The organism is Agrobacterium sp. LMR679 (assembly GCF_027157905.1).
Classification (GTDB): Bacteria; Pseudomonadota; Alphaproteobacteria; order Rhizobiales; family Rhizobiaceae; genus Agrobacterium; species Agrobacterium leguminum.
In genome coordinates, this window is sequence record NZ_JAPVOJ010000002.1 from 2,631,726 (window position 1) to 2,648,933 (window position 17,208).

The 17,208-nt window shown below is 60.2% G+C and carries 16 protein-coding genes and 1 pseudogene; 6 read left to right on the plus strand and 11 right to left on the minus strand.

What is annotated here, in order from left to right; genetic code table 11:
• Positions 1-89 precede the first annotated feature (89 nt).
• The 4 genes and pseudogenes from ccoS to ccoG all read right to left on the minus strand — a co-directional run bounded on the left by ccoS (position 90) and on the right by ccoG (position 4,614).
• Positions 90-248, minus strand: a complete 159-nt coding sequence (ccoS, locus tag O3W47_RS23505) for a cbb3-type cytochrome oxidase assembly protein CcoS (protein WP_269314710.1) — start codon at positions 246-248, stop codon at positions 90-92.
• Positions 245-2,537 (minus strand): annotated as a pseudogene (locus O3W47_RS23510) (cation-translocating P-type ATPase). The gene ccoS and the pseudogene O3W47_RS23510 overlap by 4 nt, the downstream one beginning before the upstream one ends.
• On the minus strand, positions 2,534-3,034 hold the full coding sequence (locus tag O3W47_RS23515; protein WP_269314711.1) for a FixH family protein: 501 nt from the start codon (positions 3,032-3,034) through the stop codon (positions 2,534-2,536). The pseudogene O3W47_RS23510 and the gene O3W47_RS23515 overlap by 4 nt, the downstream one beginning before the upstream one ends.
• Complete coding sequence (ccoG, locus tag O3W47_RS23520) at positions 3,031-4,614, minus strand: cytochrome c oxidase accessory protein CcoG (protein WP_269314712.1); 1,584 nt, start codon at positions 4,612-4,614, stop codon at positions 3,031-3,033. The genes O3W47_RS23515 and ccoG overlap by 4 nt, the downstream gene beginning before the upstream one ends.
• Positions 4,615-4,733: 119 nt before the next feature.
• On the opposite strand from ccoG, the gene O3W47_RS23525 reads away from it, so the two are divergent.
• Together O3W47_RS23525 and O3W47_RS23530 are read left to right on the plus strand one after the other, a co-directional pair.
• Entirely contained in the window at positions 4,734-5,138 is a 405-nt protein-coding gene (locus O3W47_RS23525; RefSeq protein ID WP_080816978.1) for an SRPBCC family protein, read from the plus strand.
• Between the two features lie 10 nt (positions 5,139-5,148).
• Positions 5,149-5,505, plus strand: coding sequence for a VOC family protein (locus tag O3W47_RS23530; RefSeq protein WP_269314713.1), 357 nt, complete (start codon positions 5,149-5,151; stop codon positions 5,503-5,505).
• 222 nt (positions 5,506-5,727) lie between these two features.
• On the opposite strand, the gene ccoP is transcribed toward O3W47_RS23530, so the two are convergent.
• The 5 genes from ccoP to cobU all read right to left on the minus strand — a co-directional run bounded on the left by ccoP (position 5,728) and on the right by cobU (position 9,887).
• Complete coding sequence (gene ccoP, locus O3W47_RS23535) at positions 5,728-6,591, minus strand: cytochrome-c oxidase, cbb3-type subunit III (RefSeq protein WP_269314714.1); 864 nt, start codon at positions 6,589-6,591, stop codon at positions 5,728-5,730.
• Positions 6,592-6,594: 3 nt separating this feature from the next.
• Positions 6,595-6,747: a CcoQ/FixQ family Cbb3-type cytochrome c oxidase assembly chaperone gene (locus O3W47_RS23540; protein ID WP_003502810.1), complete on the minus strand. Its 153-nt coding sequence runs from the start codon at positions 6,745-6,747 to the stop codon at positions 6,595-6,597.
• A 13-nt stretch (positions 6,748-6,760) separates the two neighbouring features.
• Entirely contained in the window at positions 6,761-7,492 is a 732-nt protein-coding gene (ccoO, locus tag O3W47_RS23545) for a cytochrome-c oxidase, cbb3-type subunit II (protein WP_137003548.1), read from the minus strand.
• 11 nt (positions 7,493-7,503) lie between these two features.
• Positions 7,504-9,126, minus strand: coding sequence for a cytochrome-c oxidase, cbb3-type subunit I (gene ccoN, locus O3W47_RS23550; RefSeq protein WP_127755996.1), 1,623 nt, complete (start codon positions 9,124-9,126; stop codon positions 7,504-7,506).
• A 239-nt stretch (positions 9,127-9,365) separates the two neighbouring features.
• Positions 9,366-9,887: a bifunctional adenosylcobinamide kinase/adenosylcobinamide-phosphate guanylyltransferase gene (gene cobU, locus O3W47_RS23555; protein WP_269314715.1), complete on the minus strand. Its 522-nt coding sequence runs from the start codon at positions 9,885-9,887 to the stop codon at positions 9,366-9,368.
• Between the two features lie 503 nt (positions 9,888-10,390).
• Here cobU and O3W47_RS23560 point away from each other — a divergent pair.
• Together O3W47_RS23560 and O3W47_RS23565 are read left to right on the plus strand one after the other, a co-directional pair.
• Positions 10,391-11,083, plus strand: a complete 693-nt coding sequence (locus tag O3W47_RS23560) for a DUF599 domain-containing protein (RefSeq protein WP_269314882.1) — start codon at positions 10,391-10,393, stop codon at positions 11,081-11,083.
• A 69-nt stretch (positions 11,084-11,152) separates the two neighbouring features.
• Positions 11,153-12,118, plus strand: coding sequence for a heparan-alpha-glucosaminide N-acetyltransferase (locus O3W47_RS23565; RefSeq protein ID WP_269314716.1), 966 nt, complete (start codon positions 11,153-11,155; stop codon positions 12,116-12,118).
• A gap of 198 nt (positions 12,119-12,316) precedes the next feature.
• Here O3W47_RS23565 and O3W47_RS23570 read toward each other — a convergent pair whose 3' ends face one another.
• Together O3W47_RS23570 and mgtE are read right to left on the minus strand one after the other, a co-directional pair.
• Positions 12,317-12,703, minus strand: coding sequence for a MerR family transcriptional regulator (locus O3W47_RS23570; protein WP_003524989.1), 387 nt, complete (start codon positions 12,701-12,703; stop codon positions 12,317-12,319).
• Between the two features lie 72 nt (positions 12,704-12,775).
• Entirely contained in the window at positions 12,776-14,203 is a 1,428-nt protein-coding gene (mgtE, locus tag O3W47_RS23575) for a magnesium transporter (protein ID WP_262535326.1), read from the minus strand.
• 393 nt (positions 14,204-14,596) lie between these two features.
• Here mgtE and O3W47_RS23580 point away from each other — a divergent pair, with 393 nt between their 5' ends.
• A complete protein-coding gene (locus O3W47_RS23580; RefSeq protein ID WP_269314717.1) occupies positions 14,597-16,897 on the plus strand; it encodes an FdhF/YdeP family oxidoreductase in 2,301 nt (766 codons plus the stop codon).
• A complete protein-coding gene (locus O3W47_RS23585) occupies positions 16,897-17,199 on the plus strand; it encodes a hypothetical protein (RefSeq protein ID WP_137451929.1) in 303 nt (100 codons plus the stop codon). The genes O3W47_RS23580 and O3W47_RS23585 overlap by 1 nt, the downstream gene beginning before the upstream one ends.
• The last annotated feature ends 9 nt before the right edge of the window (positions 17,200-17,208 follow it).

Genomic DNA, 17,208 nt, shown 5'->3' on the forward strand with positions numbered 1-17,208 from the left:
CTGAAACGATTAAATTTTGATGACGCAAGTCAGCTTTGCATATTTGCGACAGGTCAAGGCCAGGTCAAAACTGACCTTTTGCGTCCCCTTCAAGAGGGCCGTGGCCGGTCGTCACCATCCTCGATTACCCGCCAGGCAGCCCCGTCCATATCGTCATACTGCCCTGATCGAACCGACCAGAGAAAGGCGAAAAGCCCGAGCGCGCCCAGAAACAGCGCGACGGGAATGAGATAGATCAGCATGTTCATGCCAGTTGCGCCCCCTCGCCCGCAAATCCTGTTTTTACGTCGTTCCGGGGACGAATGGGTTCCGCCGCACCGGCGAGGCGCAACGCATTGGCAACGACGATCAGTGAAGATGTCGACATCGCAATGGCCGCGATCATCGGCGTCGCATAACCGGCAATCGCAATCGGCACGGCGATGATATTATAGCCGATGGCAAGCGCGAAGTTCTGCCGGATAAGCCTTCCGGCCCGCTCCGATGTCTCGATCGCAAAAGGCACGGCATCGAGATCCTCCTGCATGAACACGAAATCGGCGGCCTGACGGCCAATATCGGCGGCGGTGGCGGGCGCCATGGAAACATGGGCGGCGGCAAGCGCCGCCGCATCGTTGATACCGTCTCCCACCATCAGCACCCTGCGACCCTCGCCCGGCAAGTTCGGCGCAGCGCGCCGCCTTTTCCTTCGGCGACAGGTCCGCACGCCAGTTGCCGATCCCCAGCCGCTGCGCCATGGCGCTGACGGCGGCGGCCCGGTCACCCGAAACGATTTCCTGCATCAGGCCCCACACTGAGAGATTACGCAAAGCCGCAACCGCACCCGCGCGCGGATTATCCTCGAAGCCGAAGCTCGCCAGTTGATGGCCATCGAGCGACAGCACCACTTCCGACCGCGCATCGCCATTGTCGGTCTGTGCCTCATCCGGGCAGGCGAAACGGCGATTACCGAGCCGGTAGATGCCGGCTTCCGTCTCGGCCTCGACACCCGAGCCCGGAATTTCCCGCACCACCTCATAGGCCGGCAAGGCACCGCTATAAGCGGCATGCAGGGCTTTCGAGAGAGGATGACGCGAATGGGCGGCAAGTCCCGCCGCAATTGCCATGGTGGCCGGCTTCACATCACCTGTCTCGACCAGTCTCGGTTTACCAACGGTCAGCGTGCCGGTCTTGTCGAACAGCACGGTGTCGATTTCGGCCAGCCGCTCCATGGCCGAGCCTTCCTTGACCATGATGCCGTGCCGGAAGAGCCGTCCAGCGGCCACCACCTGCACGACGGGAACGGCAAGGCCCAGCGCACAGGGGCAGGTGATGATGAGAACCGCAATGGCAATCAGCATCGCCTGTTTCCAGTCCCCGCCCAAAATGCCCCAGCCGAGGAATGTAACCAGCGCAAGAAGATGCACCACGGGTGAATAATAGCTTGCGGCGCGGTCGGCGATACGGCGATAACGCGCCCGCCCGCCTTCGGCCGCCTCCATCAACCCGATCACTTCCGACAGGAAGGAATCCCTGGCCGAGGCGGTCACCCGGGCGGTGAGCGAACCGGTGAGGTTGAGCGTGCCGGCCTGCAGGCTGTCGCCTGCCGCAACGCGGCGCGGCGCGCTTTCACCATTGACGATGGACATGTCGAGATCGCTACTGCCGGCGACGACCACGGCATCCACCGCCACGCGGTCACCGGCCGCAATCGCAATCGACATTCCGGGTTGGACATCGGCAAGCTGGCGGTATTCCCGCGTTCCATCCTCCCCGATGACGGTCGCCCCGCGCGGCGACAGCCGGGCCAATCCGGCAATGGCCGAGCGCGCCTTGTCGCGCATGATATGGTCCAGCGTGCGGCCGATCAGCAGGAAGAACAGCAGCGACACGGTCGCATCGAACCAGGCATGCTCACCGTGATGAATCGTCTCCCACAGCGAAACGGCATAAGAGAGCGTGATGGCAAGCGCGATCGGCACATCCATATTGGTGCGGCCGTGTTTCAGCGCGTTCCAGGCAGATTGATAGAAGAAACGCCCGCCATAGATCAGCGCCGGCGCGGCAATCATCGCCGAAATCCAGTGGAACATGTCGCGCGTCGCCGCATCCGCCCCCGACCAGACGGAGACGGACAGAAGCATGATATTGGCGGAAGCAAAACCGCACAGCGCCACCGCCCTTATCAGCTGCGAGCGCAACGCGTCGGAAGCATCCTGTCCGCTGGCGAAAAGATGTGTGCGGTATCCCGTCGACAGGATTGCACGGGCAATCTCGGCGGGATCAGTCCTGACGCCATTGACCTCTTCCTTCCAGACAGCCGCCACACGTTTGGACGACAGGTTCACCCGCGCCCGTTCCACCTGCGGCAAACGGTTAAGCGCGGTCTCGATGGTTGTGATGCAGGCGCCGCAATAAACATCCGGCACGCTGAGATCGGTCTGGCGCAGCCCCTGCCCCAGATCGCGGCTCGCCAGCAGCAATTCCTCCGACGATGGTGGATTGACCGGCTCGCCGAGTTGAAGCGAGCCTTCCGTTCCCGGTGCACAGCAGCTCATTGACGTCCCCTGATAACGGCGATCCGCGTGCCCTCATGCACGATGATCCGGCCGTCCTTGACGGCGGTAACCTCGACGATCCATTGCCCCGGCAGCATGTCATGTGCGCCGGTAAAGACGCCGGTGGTGGCCGGGGTCAGTTCCATGTCGAAATTCTGGCTTTCACCCACAGGCCGGCGAAAATGCGCTGTCACCGTGTCCGTATCGATCGGGCCTTTATCCGGATGGAAAACCTCGTAACGCACGGTCTTCTCATCCACCACGAGCCTGCCCTTGATGCCGGTTGCAGCCCGTGCCTTGGCGGCTTCCGCGTTGGCATTGAACTGCTGGCTGGCGACATAGGTGTTGGGCACGACGAGCCCGCTCCAGCTGTGGACCGCATTCCAGGCCATGATCATGTTGACGGTGATGATGGTGCCGAAGAACAGCACCATGACGCCGAGCATGTGCCAGCCGGTGAAAACGAAGCCGGATGTCTGGCGATTGTTGACTGTCATTTTTTCACTCCCGGAGCATTAAAGACCGCATCGTAGCGGGCCGTTTCGTGGCCGGCCGTATCGCTGATGATGAATTCGAAGTTTTCCGCGGTCCGCGCAATATCCTTGCCCGGCAGGGTGACGAAGACCTTCAGCGTCGTCGCCTCATCCGGCTCCACCGTCACCTCGAAGGCGCGCGCAGCCGTATCCGGCATGCCGTTTATCTTCATCACCGCATTGGGAAGGCCTTCTATCGTCAGGCTCATTATGCGCGGTTGCGGCACCATGTTGAGAATGCGCACGGTATAGCCGTTACGGATCGAACCGTTCGATTCCAGCACATATTGCGGATTGCGGTCATGCAGGACATTGAGCGCCAGCCGCTCGCGCGTCACGAGCGCAAACAGCATGCCGATGCCGACAGCAGCCCAGATGGCGGTATAAAGCAGCGTGCGCGGCCGGAAGATGATGCGCCAGTTGAAGTGGCGGACACGCTTGCTGAAACTGCCGTCCTCATCACGCACATTGGCGGGGCGGATCGCGTATTCGCCATTGCCGGTCGCCAGCGCCATGTTGGACTGATATTCGGACAGCGTCGCATAGGCAATCAGCCCGCGCGGCTTGCCGATCTTGTCCATCACCCCGTCACAGGCATCGATGCAGAGCGCGCAGGTGATGCATTCCAGCTGCTGCCCGTCCCTGATGTCGATGCCCATGGGACAGACCGCGACACAGGCATTGCAATCGACGCAATCGCCGATACTCTCCCCAGCTGCCGCAGCCTTCTTGGCGTGCCGCGAGCGCGGTTCACCGCGCCAGTCATTATAGGTGACGACAAGCGAATTCTCATCCAGCATCGCCGCCTGGATGCGCGGCCAGGGGCACATGTAGGTGCACACCTGTTCCCGCATCAGCCCGCCGAAGACATAGGTGGTGGCGGTCAGCGTGGCGACGGTCGAGTAGGCGATCATCGGCGCCTGCCCGGTCATGAACTGCATCGCCAGCGTCGGCGCATCGGCGAAATAGAAAATCCAGGCGCCGCCGGTCAGAACGCCAATCACCAGCCAGATCGCATGTTTCAGCACCCGCTTGCGCAATTTGCCAAACGTGAAGGGCGCCGCATCCAGTTTCATGCGGGCGTTCCTGTCGCCCTCGATCGCCCGTTCGACCACCAGAAACAGGTCGACCCAGACGGTCTGCGGACAGGTGTAACCACACCATGCACGCCCGACGGCTGATGTGACGAGAAACAGCCCCAGCCCCGCCATGACCAGCAGGCCGGCAACAAAAAAGAACTCCTGCGGCCAGATTTCGATGAAGAAGAAATAAAAGCGCCGGTTGGCGATATCGATCAGCACCGCCTGATCCGGCGCATAGGGACCGCGGTCCCAACGCAGGAAAGGCGTCAGATAATAGATGCCGAGCGTGACCAGCATCACCAGCCATTTGAACCGCCGGAACCTGCCTTCGGCGCGCTTCGGAAAAATCTTCTTGCGCGCTTCATAAAGCGGTTTGCGCGTTTTTGCGGAATTAACGGCTTCCGCCTCCAGCCTTTCGACGGGCTGCTGCGGGCGATCCTGTCCGGCGCGATAGATGTTCATGATAGGAGTCCATTTTTATCTCCTTGCTTTCTCCCATCTCCCCGGTGAAACATCCTTGACTTACATCAAGTGACGACAAAGTGGCGCAGTATGGAAACGCGCCGCCAAGGGAGGATGAAATGCCTGTCATGCAGTCGAGAATCATTCATCTGTCGGTCGAAAAACCATGGAGCCACGTCTATGACTTCGCCTCCAACCCGCAGAACATGCCCCGCTGGGCCGCAGGCCTTGCGGGCGGCCTCACACCGGACGGCGAGGACTGGATCGCCGAGGGCGGGCCGCTTGGCGAAGTGCGCGTCAATTTTGCGCCTGCAAACGAGTTTGGCGTCATCGACCATGTCGTGACATTGCCGGATGGCGTGAAAGTTTATAACGCGCTACGGGTAACGCCGAACGGCAGCGGCACGGAGGTGAGTTTCACCCTGCTTCGCCTTCAGGGCATGACGGACGAGGATTTCGAACAGGATGCAAAAGCGATCACGGCCGATCTCGAAACGCTGAAGGCGCTGCTCGAAAAGGATTGATGGAGGAACCATGACCACGAATACGAACGACCGGCGCATCGACTATGTCGAATTCAACGTCGCCGATATCGAGCGCAGCAAGGAATTTTACGGCGGCGCCTTCGGCTGGTCCTTCAAGGATTACGGTCCGCAATATTGCGAGTTTTCCGATGGCCGGCTGACCGGCGGTTTCACCACCACGGCGCCGGTCTCGGCCAAGGGCGGACCGCTCGTCATTCTCTACGCCGCCGATATCGAAGACGCACAACGCCGCGTCGAGGCCGCCGGAGGCAGGATCAACGTCGCGATCTTTGCCTTTCCCGGCGGACGCCGTTTTCATTTCGCCGATCCGGACGGATATGAACTGGCCGTCTGGTCGGACCGATAAAGAAAAAAGGGCCGCATAGCGGCCCTTTGAGTTTGATGGCAAAGCGTCTTTACATTCGACGTCATCCTTGGGCTTGTCCCAAGGATCTAATCACGTCCAATTAAATCGAGATGTTGCAGATGCTCGGGACAGGCCCGAGCATGACGGAAGAGAGCTTTCAGGCCCGCTGTCATCGATCCGGGGGCCGCATGACACGGCCCTTTCCATTTCCTGTCTTTGCTATCACTCACCACCACCAAGCGAATGCACGAAGATCGCAAGCTGCTTGACCGTCGTATCGCCGAGACGCTCACCCCAGGCGGGCATGACCCCGTGCTTGGGCGAACGTATCTGCGAGACAATCCCCTCTTCGCCCTGGGACTTCAGCCAGATCGCGTCGGCAAGATTGGGCGCGCCGAATTCGCGATTACCCTTGGCGTCTTCCCCGTGGCAGGAGGCGCAATTGTCGGCAAAGAGCTGCTTGCCGGGTTCCACCAGCGCCGGGTTGGAGGGGGTACCGGTGAGACTGACGACATAGGCGGCAACCTCGCGAATTTCATTCGACTGGAGGATTTCGCCAAAGGCCGGCATTTCCGAAGCGCGCGTATCCGCATCGTCGGCAAAACGAATGCCGTGCTTCACCGTCGTATAGATGTCGTCGACGCCGCCGCCCCACATCCAGTCGTCATCGTTGAGGTTGGGATAGCCCTGCCCGCCTTCCGCGCCCGAACCGTGACACTGAATGCAATTGACCTTGAAAGCCGCAGCGCCGCCGGAAAGGGCAAACTGCATCAGGGTCGGGTCGGCCTGAATTTCGGCGAGCGACGAATTGGCGATCTTATCGACAAAGACGCTCTGCGACTGTTTTGCATCGGCAATTTCGGCGGCAATATCGCCGCGGCTGTTCCAGCCGAGCAACCCTTGCGTCGCCCCATTGATCAGCGGCCATGCCGGATAGGCAATGGTATAACCGATGGCCCAGAGGATCGTGAAATAAAAGGTCCAGACCCACCAGCGCGGCATGGGATTGTTCAGCTCGCGGATACCGTCCCATTCGTGGCCGGTGGTTTCGACGCCGCTGATGTCATCAATGTGTTTTTCGGACATATCCTAGTCCTCCTTGAGCGGAATGCTGGCGGCATCGTCCGCGGCTTTCTTGGAGCCGGGGCGAAGGGTGAAAACGACGACGCCGGCGAAGAACAGGGTCATGGCAAGCAGGCCCCAGCTGTCGGCGAAGTGGCGCATGGCCGTATAGGTTTCCATCGTTTTGGCCTCCTCACCGGTATCCGGCGGCATCGTCATAGGTCGAGAAATCGACCAGCGTGCCGAGCATCTGCAGATAGGCGACCAGAGCATCCATTTCGGTAAGCTTGGCCGGATCGCCGTCGAAATCGCCGACCTTCGCCTTCGGGTAACGCGCCAGAAGTTCCGACGAATCCGCATTCGGATCGGCCTGAGCGACAAGATCAGCCGCGGACTTCTCGATCATCTCATCGCTATAGGGCACACCAACGGCGCGGTTGGCCTTCAGCTCCATCGAGATGTCGGTGATCTTCAGCGGCGTCGTCTTGAGGAAGGCGTATGACGGCATGATCGATTCCGGCACCACGGAGCGCGGATCGGCCAGATGCTGCACGTGCCATTCGTTCGAATAACGATCACCGACGCGCGCAAGGTCTGGCCCCGTGCGCTTGGAACCCCACTGGAACGGATGGTCGTACATGGATTCCGCCGCCAGGCTGTAATGCCCGTAACGCTCCACCTCGTCGCGGAACGGCCGGATCATCTGGCTGTGGCAGACGTAACATCCCTCGCGGATGTAGATGTTGCGCCCGGCCAGTTCCAGCGGCGTGTAGGGCCGCATGCCCTCCACCTTCTCGATGGTGTTTTCGAGATAAAAGAGCGGTGCGATTTCCACGATACCGCCGATGGAGACGACCAGCAGCGAGCCGACCAGAAGCAGCGTGGCGTTGCGTTCGATGACGCCGTGTTTGTCAAGTATGGACATGCGGCCTCTCCTTATTCAGCAGGCTGCAGCGAAGGAGCCGCGTCCTTGCGGGCGCCCTCCTCGCGTTGATGACCGAGAATGGTCATCGTGACGTTGTAGGCCATGATCAGCGCGCCGCTGAGGAACATCAGGCCACCCAGTGCACGCATCACGTAATAGGGGAACAAAGCTGCGACCGATTCCGCGAAGGAATAGACGAGGAAGCCTTGGGCATCATATTCGCGCCACATCAGAGCCTGCTGGATGCCGGCCACCCACATGACGGCGGCGTAAACGACGATGCCGAGCGTGGCGAGCCAGAAGTGCCAGTTGACCAGTTGCAGGCTGTAGAGACGGTCCCTGCCCCAGAGTTTCGGCGTCAGGTAATAGATCGCGCCGAAGGTGATCATGCCGTTCCAGCCAAGCGCGCCGGAATGAACATGGCCGATGGTCCAGTCGGTATAGTGGCTGAGCGAGTTGACGGCCTTGATCGACATCATCGGACCTTCGAAGGTCGCCATGCCGTAGAAGGCCACCGCCATCACCATCATGCGCACGACGGGATCGGTGCGGATCTTGTCCCATGCGCCCGAAAGCGTCATCAGGCCGTTGATCATGCCGCCCCACGAAGGCATCCACAGCATGACCGAGAACACCATGCCGAGCGTCTGCGCCCAGTCGGGCAGCGCGGTATAGTGCAGATGGTGCGGGCCGGCCCAGATATACATGAAGATCAGCGCCCAGAAGTGGATGATCGACAGGCGGTAGGAATAGACCGGGCGGTTCACCTGCTTCGGAATGAAATAATACATCATGCCGAGGAAGCCGGCCGTCAGGAAGAAGCCGACGGCGTTATGGCCGTACCACCATTGCGTCAGCGCATCCTGCACGCCCGAGAACGCCGAATAGCTCTTGACGCCCAGGAACGACACGGGCACCGCCAGATTATTGACGATGTGCAACATGGCGATGGTGACGATGAAGCCGAGATAGAACCAGTTCGCCACATAGATATGTGGCTCCTTGCGCATGAAGATCGTGCCGAGGAAGGTAACGAGATAGGCGACCCAGACGATGGTCAGCCAGATATCGACATACCATTCCGGCTCCGCATATTCGCGGCCCTGGGTGATGCCGAGCAGGTAACCGGTGGCGGCCATGATGATGAAGAGGTTATAACCCCAGAACACGAACCAGCCGAGATTGCCGCCGAACAGGCGCGCGCGACAGGTTCTCTGCACCACGTAAAAGGACGTGGCGATCAGCGCATTTCCGCCAAAAGCGAAGATCACCGCCGAGGTGTGCAGCGGCCGCATGCGGCCGAAATTGAAATAGGGTGCGATGTTGAGATCGGGAAAGGCAAGCTGAAGCGCCACCACGACGCCGACCAGAAAACCGACGACACCCCAGAACACGGTAGCGATGACGCCGTATTTCACCACCTCGTCGAAATATTCCGACTTGCGGCGGGCGAGCGCGGCTGAATCGACAGGCGCGAAGGAGACACGGCGCAACAAAAGCACCGTGCTGACCAGCAGTGTAAAGAACAGCACCCACATATGGGCGGCGAAAAGACTGTCATGGGCAAAAGCTGCCCCAAGCAACGCGAGAAAGGCCCCAAGGGCCACGATCGCGGTTTCTAACGTGTAATTCATTGTTGGTTTCCCCCAACGTGCAAGCCGACCGACGAAAGGCACGGCACGCGCCTGGGAGAGCGGAAACGCGCCTTTGCGTCGGTTGGAGCATTGCCACCGGCAGGGGAACGCCACCTTGATCCAGATCAAGAAAGCAAAGCTGTCGCAGCCCCGGTAAAACAGGGCGCGGCTTTATGGGGGAAATTTGCGTAAGAGCAAAAGTGCGCGCCTATGTCGGCCCTGCTTTTGAAGGTGCCGTTTCAGCCCTTCATCTTCAGGGGCAGACCGGCGGCGACAAAATAGACCTCACCGACAATGGCGGCGATTCGCTGATGCAGCCGGCCGGCATGATCGCGAAATTCACGCGCCATGCGGTTTTCCGGCACGATGCCGAGACCGACTTCGTTGGAGACGAAAATCAGCCTCGCCCGAGCCGATACAATCGCCGCCTCAAGCGCCGCAAAGGCAGTCTCGATATCGGCATTCTCCATCATCAGATTGGTGAGCCACAGGGTGAGGCAATCGATGAGAACGACATTTTCCGGCGCATCGAGCTGCTCCAGCACGGCGGCAATATCGACGGGCGCTTCATGCGTGGCCCATTCGCCGCCGCGCCGCGCCTGATGATGGACGATGCGGTCGCGCATCTCGTCATCCCATGCCCGGCCGGTGGCCAGATAATGCAGGCTTCCACCGGACTTGCTCGCAAGCTCCTCCGCAAAACGGGACTTGCCGGAGCGCGCGCCGCCAAGAATGAAAACGGAGCGGTTTTTATCTGTCATCTAAAACCTGAAGGAAGAGAATGAAGTGGACCGGCATCTTCGCCGTGTCGCAAGCCAGGGACAGGCAGACATGAAGGGAACGATTCGTAGAAAAAGGCGTCCCCCGGTTGCTCATGCCGGACTGCCGCTGATACCGGACCGGAGAAAACAGGACCTGCCCGCAGGATGCGGGGCATATCAGCCTTGGCGACTCCGGATACCGGAAACACCGGTCCTGATGAAAGGCTAGGTGCGAACGGCCATCCTGTCAATCGGTCCCTGCCGTTAGCCAAAAATCAGGCGGAACCGGGACGCAAAACCTTAACCCGGAACCGGCAGACCTGTCGTCCGCGACTGGATTGATAAAGCGACTTGGTTACCGGAAAGTTAGCGAAAAACCGAATGATGAAACCGCAACGCCAAAGGAGAATATGGAGTGACGGCAGCCGCCGCCATTGCCTTGCCATGGCCTTCAAATCAATATGCTTTCAAAGATCCGCAAACAGCAAGGTGGCCTGCCCGTGATGACCGTCATGGACTACATCTCGATCGTCGTTTTCATCCTGTTATGGGCCGTCTATACCCATGTCACGACGGGGACGAGGCTATTTTCGAGAGCCAGCCTCAATCAGGCCATGGCCGAGCGCCGGCGTGACTGGATCATGAATTCGCTGAAGCGCGACCTGAAGATGATCGACACGCAGATCATGGCCGGCCTGCAGAACGGCACCGCCTTCTTCGCCTCCACCTCCATCTTCGCCATCGGCGGATGTTTCGCCCTTCTGGGTGCCACCGAACAGGTCGAATCGGTGTTTCGCGACATGCCTTTCGTGCATTATGCGGGGCGCACGGCTTTCGAACTGAAGGTCATAGGGCTCACCTGTCTTTTCGGTTATTCCTTCTTCAAGTTCGGCTGGTCCTACCGCCTGTTCAACTATTGCACGATCCTGTTCGGCGCCATTCCCATGGTCCACGATGTCGGCGCCGATCGTCAGGCGGCGGAGCGGGCGGCCGAAAACGTCATAAATATGAACATCATCGCTGCTAAGAACTTCAATGACGGGCTGCGGACCATCTTTCTGTCCATCGGTTATCTCGGCTGGTTCATCAGCCCTTATGTCTTCATTGCCAGCACGGTCATCATCATCGTGGCGCTGTTACGCCGCCAGTTCTTTTCCGAAGCGCGACGCGCCATCATGGAAGAAAACAGGCCTTGAAATAGCCGCACTTCAAGGGCCAAGCCCAGCGTGATACCGGCCTCCCCGAAAGCTTGAAGAACGGAAACCATGGACACGAACACAGCCGCAAACGAAAACCGCCGCAAAGGCCGCATAGGCGGTCTCGACACCCTGCGCGGGCTGGCCCTCATCGCCATGGCGTCCTACCACTTCACATGGAATCTGGAATATTTCGGCTATCTCGAACCCGGCACGGCGACGACCGGCCTGTGGAAGCTCTATGCGCGCGGCATCGCCAGCTCGTTCCTGTTTCTGGCCGGTTTCAGCCTCTTTCTCGCCCATGGCAAGGGCGTGAACTGGCCGTCTTTCGGCAAGCGTTTTGCCATGGTGGCCGGCGCGGCGCTGCTCATTACCGTCGCCACCTATTTCGCCTTTCCGGACAGCTTCATATTCTTCGGCATATTGCACAATATCGCCGCCGCAAGCCTTGTCGGGCTGCTGTTCCTGCGAGCCCCCGCGGCCGTGACGCTGCTTTTTGCAGTGGTCGCTTTCATCCTGCCGCACTATCTGCAATCCGAACTGTTCAACGCAAAATGGCTGGCCTGGATCGGTTTTTCCACCATGCCGCCCCGCTCGAACGATTATGTGCCGCTGCTGCCCTGGCTTGCGCCCTTCCTTGCCGGACTTGCGGTCTCGCAATTCGTCACGCCGCGCGACTGGCTGGATCGTTTTCGAAGCCCGAGTTCGCCTCGCAACCTGATCGCAGGCCCCGGCCGTCACAGCCTTGCCTTCTACCTCATCCACCAGCCGGTGTTGATCGGTCTCGTTTACACCCTGTCGCTCATCGCCCCGCCCCCACCTGTCGATCAGGTCGAGCTTTACAAATCGAGCTGTGAAAAGAGCTGCGTCGAGCAGGCGAACGGGCTGGAACTGTGCCAGCGTTTCTGCGGCTGCACGCTGGAGAAGCTGCAGGCGGAAAACCTGTTCGACACGATGATGGAAGGCAAGCTCAGCGCCGATCAGCAGACGAAGGTCAGCGAGGTGGCGCAGCAGTGCACGGTTGAGGCGCAGTAGGTACGAGTGGGCCAAATCGAGCCAACGTTTTCGAGCGTTCCCATCTGCACTCGGCGTCATCCTCGGGCTTGTCCCGAGGATCTATCCCTGTTTCCAAAATTGAACCGTAGCAGATCCTCGGGACAAGCCCGAGGATGACGGAGGAGACATATTAATTCTTAAACGATGACCCAGCGCGAATATCGCCCGAAATTTCGTTCACGTCCCAACGCCGATTTCGGCAAGCCGCGTCAGACAGGCTTCTTCGACATTGTCGAGTTCCGCCAGCGTCTCTTCGATGTCCTTGCGTTTTTGCCGAAGCTCGGCGCGCTTTTCATCGACCTTCTTCATCAGAAGCACCAATTGGCCCGATTCGCCCGGCGGTTCCTTGTAGACGTGAATGATTTCGCGAATTTCGGAGATCGTGAAACCGATACGGCGGCCACGCAGGATTTCCTGAATGAGGCGTCGGTCCGCAGCCCTGAAAAGCCGTGTGCGCCCGCGACGCTCAGGGTGAATCAGCCCCTCGTCCTCGTAAAATCTCAAGGTACGGGTGGAAACACCGAATTCGCGTGTCAGTTCGGTTATGCTATAATACTTGTCCAAGGGCCTATCCGATTCATAACCGGATGATATTATTTGACCTTCACGTAAAAGTCAATTTTCGCCCGCCTGACCCTACCCGGAAATACCGTACCACCAGGTCGCGATCCCCAGAAAGGCGAAAAAGCCGACAATATCGGTGACCGCCGTGACGAAGACCGCCGAGGAGACCGCCGGGTCCGCTCCGAACTTGTCGAGCACCAGTGGAATGAGAATGCCCGCCAGCGCCGCCGCCAGCATGTTGAGACACATGGCCGTGGCGATGATGCCGCCGATATGGATATCCTGAAACCAGACACCGGCAACAACGCCGATGGCGCAGCCGAACAGCATGCCGTTCAGAATACCCACGCCCGCCTCGCGCCGGATGATGCGGGCGGCGTTGTGAATATCGAGGCTTTTGGTGGCGAGTGCGCGCACCGACACCGTCATGGTCTGCGATCCGGCGTTGCCGCCCATACCGGCCACAGCCGGCATCAGGATCGCCAGCGCGACGATCTGCTGGATCGTCGCATCGAACAGGCTGATGACGGAGGCGGAGAGAAAGGCCGTGATGAGATTGACCGCAAGCCAGGGCACGCGTGAACGCGACGTGCTGGCAATCGAGTCAGACAGTTCTTCGTCACCGACACCGCCAAGGCGCAGCAGATCCTCTTCGGCCTCTTCCTGAATGACGTCCACCACGTCATCGATGGTCAGCACGCCCACCAGTCGGCCGTTGTCGTCGACCACGGCGGCGGAGAGAAGGTCATATTGCTCGAAAAGCTGCGCAGCCTCTTCCTGGTCCATCTCGGCCGGAATGGAGTGGTTGGTCTCGTGCATGATCGTTTCGATCTTCACCTGACGCTTGGCGCGCAGCACCTTGTCGAGATCGAGCGCACCGACCAGCTTGAAGGTAGGATCGATGACGAAGATCTGCGTGAAGGAATCCGGTAGCTCCTCCTCCTCGCGCAGATAATCGATGGTCTGCCCCACGGTCCAGAACGGCGGCACGGCCACAAATTCCGTCTGCATGCGGCGGCCGGCCGAGCTTTCCGGATAATCCAGAGCCCTCATCAGCCGCACACGTTCGGTGAACGGCAGTTGCGAGAGAATATCCTCGCGGTCCTCGTCGTCGAGGTCCTCGAGAATATAGACGGCGTCGTCCGAATCCAGCTCGCCGATACCGGCGGCGATCTGCTCGTTCGACATCTGGTCGACGATATCGAGGCGGATGCCCTCATCCACCTCGGTCAGCGCCGTCATGTCGAAGTCGGAACCGAGAAGGCGCACCAGCGCATGGCGCTGTTCAGGCAGGATGGATTCCAGCAGGTCGCCGAGTTCGGATTCGTGCAGCCGCGCCACATTCTTGCGCAGGAAAAGCAGATCGCGGTCAGCGATCGCCGCACCCACCATCGTCAGAAAATCCGAGCGGACGGACCCGTCTTCTGCATAAATATCGGAGGGCGCTTCCGTTGGCTTCATGTCCTCGGGCGCGACAGGATCGTCGTCACGGTCTGTCATCTGGCGTCCCCTTGTATTCAAATGCCGCAGTGCACGGATGCGCAGGCAGAATGGCGTTAAAAGGTTTATTGTCAACAACCGGATAGCGGCAAATAAACAAGCTCTCCGGCTGCGGCGAAAAATCCATTCAACATTCCTCTTCCTGTTCGCAGGCTCTGCCACGGCCAGCGGCTATAGGCATGTTTAGCCAAGCTTTGCAGCTTGTTTTGCGACAACGCCCACCCCCTTTACGCCGTTCCCGTTTCAAATGTCGAACGGGCGAACAAAGGTTTCGCCGCAATGCACAATTAAGACATTGACAGGCAGCGTGGAACGGCGCTTCTGGATAGGCATTTGACAAACGGCAAACGCCGACAGGCGGGCACGAGAAGACAGATTCCGGGAATCAGGACCATGAGCAAGACGGACTTCATTGGCAAGGCATCGACCGCCGCAGGCGGCTGGGGCGCACTCAAAAGCGTCGGCAAACGCCTTCTCGAATCCGGCGCCCCGATTTCCGGCGCCCGCACGCTTTTGAAGACCAACCAGCCGGATGGATTCGACTGCCCGGGCTGCGCCTGGGGCGACCCGGAACATGGCTCCTCTTTCGAGTTCTGCGAAAACGGCGTCAAGGCGGTGTCATGGGAGGCGACGGAAGCCCGGGTGCCGCCGGATTTCTTCGCCAGCCGCACCGTCTCGGAACTACGCGGCTGGTCCGACTACGATCTGGAGAAACAGGGCCGCCTCACCCACCCCATGCGTTATGACCGGGCGAGCGACAGATATCTGCCCGTCTCCTGGGACGATGCCTTCGCCGAAATCGGCCGTATCCTCAACAGTCTCGACAGCCCGGACCGGGCGGAGTTCTATACCTCCGGCCGCGCCTCCAACGAGGCGGCCTTCCTCTATCAGCTGATGGTCCGGCTTTACGGCACCAACAATTTCCCCGACTGTTCCAACATGTGCCACGAAGCGAGCGGCGTCGGCCTGAAGGCTTCGATCGGCGTCGGCAAGGGCACCGTGCTGCTTGAGGATTTCGAGCAGACGGACGCCATTTTCGTCATCGGGCAAAATCCCGGCACCAACCATCCCCGCATGCTGGGCGATCTGCGCCGCGCCGCCCTTCGCGGCGCCCGCATCGCCGTCTTCAACCCCATCCGTGAAAAGGGGCTGGAGCGATTCGCCGACCCGCAGGACAAGGTGGAGATGATTACCGGCGGCAGCACCCGCATCGCCACCAATTATTACCAGCCGCGCCAGGGCGGCGACATGGCGGCCGTGCGCGGCATGAGCAAGGCGGTCTTCGCCGCCGATGATGCCGCAAGGGCGGCGGGTGAACCCGCCATCATCGATTACGACTTCATCGCCGAACATGCGGCGGAGTTCGAGGCCTATCGCGCCGCCGTCGATGCGACGAGCTGGGAAAGCATCCTCGACCAGTCCGGCCTCACCCGCGCGGAAATCGAGGAAGCCGCCCGTATCTACATGAATGCCGGTTCCGTCATCGCCACCTGGGCCATGGGCGTCACCCAGCACAAGCATTCGGTCATCATCGTTCGCGAGATCACCAATTTCATGCTGCTGCGCGGCAATGTCGGCCGGCCCGGCGCCGGCCTTTGCCCGGTGCGCGGCCATTCCAACGTGCAGGGCGACCGCACCGTCGGTATCGACGAAAAAGCCCCGCCCGCGCTTCTCGACGCGCTGGAAAAGGAACTCGGCGTCCCCATGCCGCGCAAGCCCGGCCACAATACCGTCGAAGCAGTCGCCGCGATGCTGGACGGCAAGGCGGAGACTTTCATCGCGCTCGGCGGTAATTTCATGCGGGCGACGCCCGACAGCCCGCTGATCGTCAAGGCTTTCGAAAAGCAGAAGCTGACCGTCAACATCGCCACCAAGCTCAACCATTCGCATCTGGTGCCGGGCGAAACCTCCTTCGTGCTGCCCTGTCTCGGCCGAACGGAAATCGACCGCAATTCGGCCGGCCGCTCGCAGATCGTCACGGTTGAGGATTCCATGAGCATGGTGCACGGTTCCGGCGGCATCAACCCGCCGGCCTCGGATGAGCTGCGTTCGGAAGTCGCCATCGTCGCCGGCATCGCCGAGGCGACGCTTGGCAATGCCCATGTCGACTGGAAGGCGTTTGCCGATGATTACGATCTCATCCGCGACATGATCGAGCGGGTCATTCCCGGTTTCGATAATTTCAACGAGCGCGTCCGCGTGCCGCGCGGTTTTCATCTGCGCAACGCGGCAGCCGAACGGGAATGGAACACGCCGGCGAAAAAGGCCACCTTCTATAGCGGCCCCTTGCCCGAACAGACCGAACACCAGCAGGCGCTCACGCGCGATGACCTGTTCGTATTGCAGACCTTCCGCAGCCACGATCAATACAACACCACGATCTACGGGATGGATGACCGTTATCGCGGCGTCTATGGCGAGCGCCACGTCATCTTCATGAACCCGAAGGACATGGAAGCGCTCGGCGCCCATTCCCGCCAGCGTGTCGATGTCATCGGCGAATATGGCGACGGCGTGGAACGCATTGCGCGGAATTTCCGGCTGGTGCCCTATAATATCCCGCAGGGCAGCGTCGGCGGTTATTATCCGGAGCTGAACGTGCTGGTGCCGCTGTCGAGCTATGGCGAAGAAAGTTTCACGCCGACATCGAAATCGGTGCTCGTCTCCGTTCGCCTGCGCCGGGATGCCTCCTGATGGAAGAGGAACAATCCACTGCGGCTTTCATGGCGGCGGTGGAGCGGGTTCAGGAAAACTCCTCACAGGCGCTGACCGCCACGGGCGCAGCGATCCTTCTTTCGGTTTATCTGAACATCGCCGCTGACAGCCGCAGCATCGCCAACCGGCTGGGGCTTGCGCACGCCCTCATTCTGCGCGAAATCACTGCCCTGTCACCACGTTTCGTGCAGGTGACAAAACGCGATGCCCGCACCCAGCGCAGCTTTCTGGAGGCAACCGAAGAAGGACGGACCCTTGCGGCGGCGTCCCTGCGGATTTGAAACGAACGG

Excerpts from the sequence above, each read along its gene's own strand:
- ccoG (WP_269314712.1), bottom strand. The coding sequence starts at position 4,614 with ATGAACATCTATCGCGCCGGACAGGATCGCCCGCAGCAGCCCGTCGAA.
- O3W47_RS23540 (WP_003502810.1), bottom strand. The coding sequence starts at position 6,747 with ATGGAAACCTATACGGCCATGCGCCACTTCGCCGACAGCTGGGGCCTG.
- O3W47_RS23525 (WP_080816978.1), top strand. The coding sequence starts at position 4,734 with ATGCCTGTCATGCAGTCGAGAATCATTCATCTGTCGGTCGAAAAACCA.
- O3W47_RS23585 (WP_137451929.1), top strand. The coding sequence starts at position 16,897 with ATGGAAGAGGAACAATCCACTGCGGCTTTCATGGCGGCGGTGGAGCGG.
- mgtE (WP_262535326.1), bottom strand. The coding sequence starts at position 14,203 with ATGACAGACCGTGACGACGATCCTGTCGCGCCCGAGGACATGAAGCCA.
- ccoO (WP_137003548.1), bottom strand. The coding sequence starts at position 7,492 with ATGTCCATACTTGACAAACACGGCGTCATCGAACGCAACGCCACGCTG.
- ccoN (WP_127755996.1), bottom strand. The coding sequence starts at position 9,126 with ATGAATTACACGTTAGAAACCGCGATCGTGGCCCTTGGGGCCTTTCTC.
- O3W47_RS23580 (WP_269314717.1), top strand. The coding sequence starts at position 14,597 with ATGAGCAAGACGGACTTCATTGGCAAGGCATCGACCGCCGCAGGCGGC.
- ccoS (WP_269314710.1), bottom strand. The coding sequence starts at position 248 with ATGAACATGCTGATCTATCTCATTCCCGTCGCGCTGTTTCTGGGCGCG.
- cobU (WP_269314715.1), bottom strand. The coding sequence starts at position 9,887 with ATGACAGATAAAAACCGCTCCGTTTTCATTCTTGGCGGCGCGCGCTCC.
- O3W47_RS23565 (WP_269314716.1), top strand. The coding sequence starts at position 11,153 with ATGGACACGAACACAGCCGCAAACGAAAACCGCCGCAAAGGCCGCATA.
- ccoP (WP_269314714.1), bottom strand. The coding sequence starts at position 6,591 with ATGTCCGAAAAACACATTGATGACATCAGCGGCGTCGAAACCACCGGC.
- O3W47_RS23560 (WP_269314882.1), top strand. The coding sequence starts at position 10,391 with ATGACCGTCATGGACTACATCTCGATCGTCGTTTTCATCCTGTTATGG.
- O3W47_RS23530 (WP_269314713.1), top strand. The coding sequence starts at position 5,149 with ATGACCACGAATACGAACGACCGGCGCATCGACTATGTCGAATTCAAC.
- O3W47_RS23515 (WP_269314711.1), bottom strand. The coding sequence starts at position 3,034 with ATGACAGTCAACAATCGCCAGACATCCGGCTTCGTTTTCACCGGCTGG.